At 47.3% G+C, this 6037-nt stretch carries 8 protein-coding genes and 1 pseudogene; all 9 read left to right on the top strand.

Annotation, left to right across the window (positions count from 1 at the left end):
• Positions 1-961: TolC family protein (locus tag Q0C19_RS10460; protein ID WP_295055766.1), on the top strand; the 961-nt coding region annotated here is incomplete at its 5' end.
• Positions 945-2291 carry a copper oxidase gene (locus tag Q0C19_RS10455; RefSeq protein WP_295055764.1) on the top strand — a complete coding sequence of 449 codons (1347 nt, stop codon included), beginning with the start codon at positions 945-947 and terminating at the stop codon, positions 2289-2291. The genes Q0C19_RS10460 and Q0C19_RS10455, both read left to right, overlap by 17 nt.
• A gap of 129 nt (positions 2292-2420) precedes the next feature.
• Positions 2421-3089 carry a cobalt transporter CbiM gene (cbiM, locus tag Q0C19_RS10450; RefSeq protein WP_295055762.1) on the top strand — a complete coding sequence of 223 codons (669 nt, stop codon included), beginning with the start codon at positions 2421-2423 and terminating at the stop codon, positions 3087-3089.
• The gene (locus Q0C19_RS10445; RefSeq protein WP_295055760.1) at positions 3086-3388 is read left to right on the top strand and encodes a PDGLE domain-containing protein; all 303 of its coding nucleotides are present in this window, start codon (positions 3086-3088) and stop codon (positions 3386-3388) included. Before cbiM ends, Q0C19_RS10445 begins: the two co-directional genes overlap by 4 nt.
• Entirely contained in the window at positions 3378-3926 is a 549-nt protein-coding gene (locus tag Q0C19_RS10440) for a hypothetical protein (RefSeq protein ID WP_295055758.1), read from the top strand. Before Q0C19_RS10445 ends, Q0C19_RS10440 begins: the two co-directional genes overlap by 11 nt.
• Positions 3919-4629, top strand: coding sequence for an ABC transporter ATP-binding protein (locus tag Q0C19_RS10435; RefSeq protein WP_295055757.1), 711 nt, complete (start codon positions 3919-3921; stop codon positions 4627-4629). The genes Q0C19_RS10440 and Q0C19_RS10435 overlap by 8 nt, the downstream gene beginning before the upstream one ends.
• Before the next feature lie 23 nt (positions 4630-4652).
• A complete protein-coding gene (gene hypB / locus Q0C19_RS10430; RefSeq protein WP_295055755.1) occupies positions 4653-5531 on the top strand; it encodes a hydrogenase nickel incorporation protein HypB in 879 nt (292 codons plus the stop codon).
• Between the two features lie 3 nt (positions 5532-5534).
• Entirely contained in the window at positions 5535-5828 is a 294-nt protein-coding gene (locus tag Q0C19_RS10425; protein ID WP_295055753.1) for a HypC/HybG/HupF family hydrogenase formation chaperone, read from the top strand.
• Positions 5825-6037 (top strand): annotated as a pseudogene (locus tag Q0C19_RS10420) (hydrogenase formation protein HypD); the annotation flags it as partial. The gene Q0C19_RS10425 and the pseudogene Q0C19_RS10420, both read left to right, overlap by 4 nt.

Below are 6037 nucleotides of genomic sequence, written 5' to 3'. Positions count from 1 at the left end.
CTGGATTCCGCTGCGTAAAGAGCTGGGGGGGTTGGCACTGGAAGAGACCAAATTCAGTGTCGGCGATGAAGTTCTTCGAACGGTTCGGGATGCAAAAAAAGTGTATATTGACGCACGGAGCGCGGAGGAATTGGTTCAACTTAACGCCGATGTGCTCAAATCGTATGAAGCCTCTTTGCAGTTGGCCATGCGCCAATACACTGCGGGGAATCTTTCGAAACGCGATATGTTAAAAATCCAAGACGAATACTCCCGTGCAAGGCTCGAATCGGTTCGTTTGCGTAGAGACGATGCGAGTGCGCGCGAGGCCCTCAACCGAATCTTGGGAATTTATGGAGAGCAAACGTATTACACTCTGAGCCAGGAGCCTTTGTCTCTCGTTGTTCCGCCGCTTGAAAGTGATTCGTTGGAGCGTCTGGCTATGGCTAAGCGTCTGGATATTGCAGCGGCTCAAAAAAGGGTCGAATATGCGGCAAAAGATGCCGGATATACGGAAAATACCCGTCTTTTAGATGAAGTGACTCTAGAGCTTGGGAGTGAAAAGAGTACGGGAGAAAGCCGTTTCAACAGTATCGGTGTGAAAATTCCTCTCCCGATATTTGATATGGGACAGGCGCGATTAAGCCGTACACAGTCTCTTTACAACCAAAGTGTTCAGCATTTGGTGGAATTGGCTGTAAATATCCGTTCTGAGGTTCGTGAAGCGTACGCGATATCGCACTATAACTATGATATTGCCCGTGAATACAAAGATTCAATTGAAACAATAAACCGTGATATTCTGGAACAAACACAGCTTTATTATAATGGAATGCTGGATGGTGTTTATGAACTTCTTGCCGATCAGCGCCGCTACAGCGATGTAAAAATGGAAGCGGTCAGGGCAATTGCGGAGTACCGAAAAGCGCAAGCCGATTTGACTTATACCCTTGGGGGAGAGAATTATGCAACACAAAAATAGACGGGAGTTTTTAGGACTTGGGGCGGCGTTGTTGGCCTCTGCCGGCTTGACATCGTCACTCAGCGCGCAAGAGCATGATCATAGCGGGCACGGTGAGGGATCATCGCCTAAGCGACAGCTTACCCGCGTAGAAGATCCAAAACGGGTTCTCTCTCCTGCGACGCTCATAACGTCGAAAGAGGGGAAAAACTACAATCCGGTGGTAACGCTCAACGGTTGGAGTTTGCCCTATGAGATGAAAGAGGGGGTGAAAGAGTTCCGCATTGTCGCCGAACCGGTCGTACGGGAGTTTGCTCCGGGGATGGTAGTCAACTGCTGGGGATATAACGGCACAAGTCCCGGACCGACAATCGAAGCGGTGGAGGGGGACCTTGTACGCTTTATTGTGACGAATAAGCTTCCCGAACATACGGCGGTTCATTGGCATGGACTTACTCTCCCTAACGGGATGGACGGTGTCGGCGGGTTGACACAGCGTGCTATCGCTCCGGGTGAAACCTATGTCTATGAATTTAGACTTCAAAAAAGCGGGACGTTTATGTACCATCCGCATGCCGATGAGATGGTACAAATGGCTCTGGGTATGATGGGGATGTTTATTGTTCACCCGAAAAATCCTGCACAGCATAAAGTAGATCGGGATTTTTGTTTTCTCCTTGCCAGCTACGATGTTGCTCCCGGAACCTATACCCCCAATCCTTCGACCATGACCGAGTTTAATCTCTGGAGCTTTAACAGCCGTGTCTTTCCGGGGATTGATTCGATGAATGTTCGCGTGGGAGATCGTGTCCGCATCCGTGTCGGAAATCTTACGATGACCAACCATCCGATCCATATGCACGGACATCCTTTCGAGGTGACCTGCACCGATGGGGGATGGGTTCCGAAAGGGGCAAGGTGGCCTGAAGTAACTATTGATATCGGGGTCGGGCAAGTGAGAGCATTTGAATTTATCGCTACCGAAGAGGGGGATTGGTCGCTGCATTGCCATAAGTCGCACCATACGATGGGACCGATGGGACACACCGTCCCCAACATGATCGGGGTCAAACAAGATGACCTCACTGAAAAGATCAGTGACCTGATGCCGGATTATATGTATATGCCGATGGGGAAAAACGGGATGGCGGAGATGCAGGATATGGCCGATATGGGGATGGCTTTGCCGAAGAATACATTACCGATGATGAGCGGGCAAGGGCCGTTCGGCCCTATCGAGATGGGGGGAATGTTCACCCTTGTAAAAGTACGTAAAAATCAACCTAAAGGTGATTATTCCGATCCAGGCTGGTATAATCATCCGCAGGGAAGCGTTGCTCGTAAACTCTAAAGGGTACGGTGAGTATTTTCTAAGATGTTTGTCCTAAAAATAACTAAGAAATACTTTTTTTCAACTTCTTTATAGATAAATCTTCTATAATTACCACTATACTGAATAACTATTCATAGAGGTGTTTAGATGCATATACCGGACGGATTCATATCCCCCTCTACCTATATACCCGCAACGGTTGCGGCGATCCCTTTGTTGATTGTAGCGTGGAAAAAAACCAAAGAGGCGATCAATGATGAGTCTTATGCGTTTTTATCGTCATTAACGGCATTTTCGTTTGTCATCATGATGTTCAATATCCCTATTCCCGGTGGAACAAGCGGGCACGCTATCGGAGCGGCTATTTTGGCGATATTGTTCGGTCCTTGGGTGGCGGCGTTTTGTCTATCGTTGACGCTCTTTATTCAGGCGCTTATTTTCGGTGATGGAGGTCTCAGCGTCTTTGCCATCAACTCTTTGGCGATGGGATTTGTCGCTTCATTTAGCGCGTTTTATGTCCACAAACTGCTCCATAATAGAGTGAATAACAATCTTGTGCTGTTTTTAGCAGGGTGGAGCGGTATCGTTGCCGCGTCCGTTGTGGTTGCCGTGGCTTTGGGGATTCAGCCTCTGTTGGGTGTTGATGCTCTAGGGCATCCGATCTATTTTCCGTTCGGTCTTAATGTCACACTCCCCGCCGTGGTCGGTTCTCACCTCCTTGTTTTCGGAGTGGTAGAGGGATTTGCGACGATGTTGGTGATGGGGTTTGTCGAAAAAATCAAAAATCAAAGCACGCCCAAAGGAGCTACGGTATGAGTCAAAACGGGAAATATTTATTGATTTTTATCCTCGTTGTGATCGCTTTAACTCCGCTGGGGTTAATCGCCGAAGGGCCTGCATGGGGTGAGTGGAGCGTGGATGAGATTCGTTCTATGATAGGCTACGTGCCCCAATCGATCGAAACTACAAAACCTTTGATTTCGGCGATCATACCCGATTATGAAATCAGCGGTGTGAGTGCTTTGATGTCGACATGGATCAGTGCGGCGCTCGGTGCGGGTTTGATCTTTGCCGTGATGATAGGTATCAAAAAGTTGGGTAAACGTGCCAGCTAAAATCTATTTTCTTCTCTATATCGGTGCTTTGATAGCCATATCGACTCTCAAGAGTTATGAGCCGCTCTTGATCGTCCTTGCGTTGTTATTGCTCATGTCGGGCAAATCGGTACTTTCGATTGCCCGTCGATCCTTTATCTTGGTGGCACTTTTTTCGCTGTTTATCACGTTGAGCTATTCCTTTACCCTTTATTTGAGAGATGAGTCGTTTTGGCACTACTTTGTGACCGTCAATTTGCGCTCGTTTGATATGATCTTTCTGACGCTTCTTTTTACCTCCAGAGTCAATATCTATGAGGCGGTCGCGTTTTCCAAAGATTTGAGCTTTTTGTTGGTACTCAGCGTCTCGAAAATCATGAATATGCAGCGCTCGTTCGCCGATTACACCGATGCGTTGAAATCACGTACACTGCGAAAACCGACACGATATCAGATATATGAGTATTTGGGTTCTGCCATCGCCGGATTTTTGGACAAAAATATCCGAGAAGGAAAAGAGAACTTCGAAGCGATGAAATCGCGAGGTTTTCATGTTTGACATCCGAAACGTCACTCTCAAAAGAGAGGCTAATACCGTTTTTGAAAACCTTAATCTCCATATCGGTGCAGGGGAAAAAGTGGTTCTTTTAGGGGTTAACGGGAGCGGGAAAAGCACCCTGCTAAAACTCCTCAACGGCTTGGAATTCCCTGATAGCGGCGAACTTTTGTTTGAGGGAAACCCACTGAGTAAAAGTGCGTTGAAACAGAAGCAAACCAATGAATATTTTCGCCGCAACGTCGGACTGGTGTTTCAAAACATCGATGCGATGCTCTTTAATCCGAGCGTTTATGATGAGATCGCTTTCGGTGCGAGACAACTGGAGTTCGATGATGTCGATGCGCGGGTACGCAACTACGCCGAGCTGTTCGGATTGACACCGCATCTGAAAAACGTCCCCTTCAAACTCAGCGGAGGACAAAAACAAAAACTGGCTTTGGCGTGCATCATGTCGCTCTCACCCAAGGTGCTACTGCTCGATGAGCCGACCAGCGCGCTTGACCCTGCCAGTACCGCCAAATTTCTCGACATTGTCGCCGCACTCCCCATCACGACGATAACGGCGACGCACAACTTGGCTATCGCACCGCGACTCGGTGAGCGTGTCGTCATTTTGGATGAAAAAGGTAAAATCCTATACGATGGAACCAGTGAAAACGCGTATGAAATCGATCTCCTCACCCGAGCGGGATTGATAATTTAAAACAAACAAAAAAGGAAATAATAATGTGTAAAGATTGCGGATGCTCGATTACTACCAATAACCACCAGCACGGACATACTCATGTCGATGAGTTCGGACGAGAATTCACCCACGTCCATGACCATGAACATGATACGCTAGAACATCCTCACGAGGGGGGGCATCATCATCACCATCACGGAGAAGATGAACATTCTCATACCCATCAGGCAGCGCATGAGACATTGCATCATAATCCGCAGCTCAATGATTCCAAAACGATTGCGGTAATCAAAAAGATTTTGGACAAAAATGATCAGGAAGCGCACCACAACCGTGAGCATTTCAATGAGCACGGAGTATTGGCAATCAATCTGATGAGCTCTCCGGGAAGCGGAAAAACGACTCTTTTGGAAAAAATGGCAGGGTTGGCTCCGTTTAAATTCGGTGTTATTGAAGGAGATTTGGAGACGTCACGCGATGCCGATCGCCTCATTGCAAAAGGGATCAATGCGGTACAGATTCAGACGGGAAGCGCGTGCCATCTGGATGCGTTTATGGTTCATAAAGGATTGCATGATCTGCCGTTGGCTCCTTTGGATGTCTGTTTTATCGAAAACGTCGGTAATCTCGTCTGTCCGGCGAGCTATGATGTCGGATCACACCTGAATATCGTCCTTGTCTCAATCCCCGAGGGAGAAGATAAGATTGCCAAATATCCGGTGATGTTCCGTTGTGCCGATCTCATCCTTATTACCAAAACCGATTTGCTCCCCTATTTTCAATACGACATTGAGAGAGAGAAAGCCGAAGCGAGAAAAATCAAACCGAATGTCGATATTTTGGAAGTGAACATCAATGATGAAGCGTCGATTAAAAGAGTGATCGAGTGGATTGAATTTAAACGAAAGATGAGAGTCTGATTTATGTGTTTATCAATACCTTCAAAAGTGGTCAGCATTGACACGGAACACAACATTGCAACCGTTGATACCATGGGGATTCAGCGTACTGCAGGGCTCGATCTTATGGAAGAGGGGACAGTTGCAATCGGCGATTATGTACTGCTACATATCGGGTTTATTATGAACAAGATTGACGAAGAGGATGCTCTTGAATCGTTGAGGGTTTATCAGGAGATTTTGGAGAAGCTTGATGAAGAGGATCGGCGTCAAATGGTTCTTGATGATGACAACTGCCCAAGTAGAGAAGCGCCATGAGTTCTTTGGAACTCAAAGACCTCTATGATGGCTTTCGCAATCCCGAGGTAATCAAAAGCTTTCAAAAACTGATCGCCTCAGAGGCTGAAAAGCTTGGCCGGACGGTCAATATCATGGAAGTGTGCGGCGGACATACCCACACGATTATGAAATACGGTTTGACTCAGCTGCTGCCCGAGAATATCAACTTTATTCACGGACCGGGATGT

It is taken from the genome of Sulfuricurvum sp., from assembly GCF_023250475.1.
GTDB lineage: Bacteria > Campylobacterota > Campylobacteria > Campylobacterales > Sulfurimonadaceae > Sulfuricurvum.
This window is presented reverse-complemented; position numbering and strand designations above follow the sequence as displayed.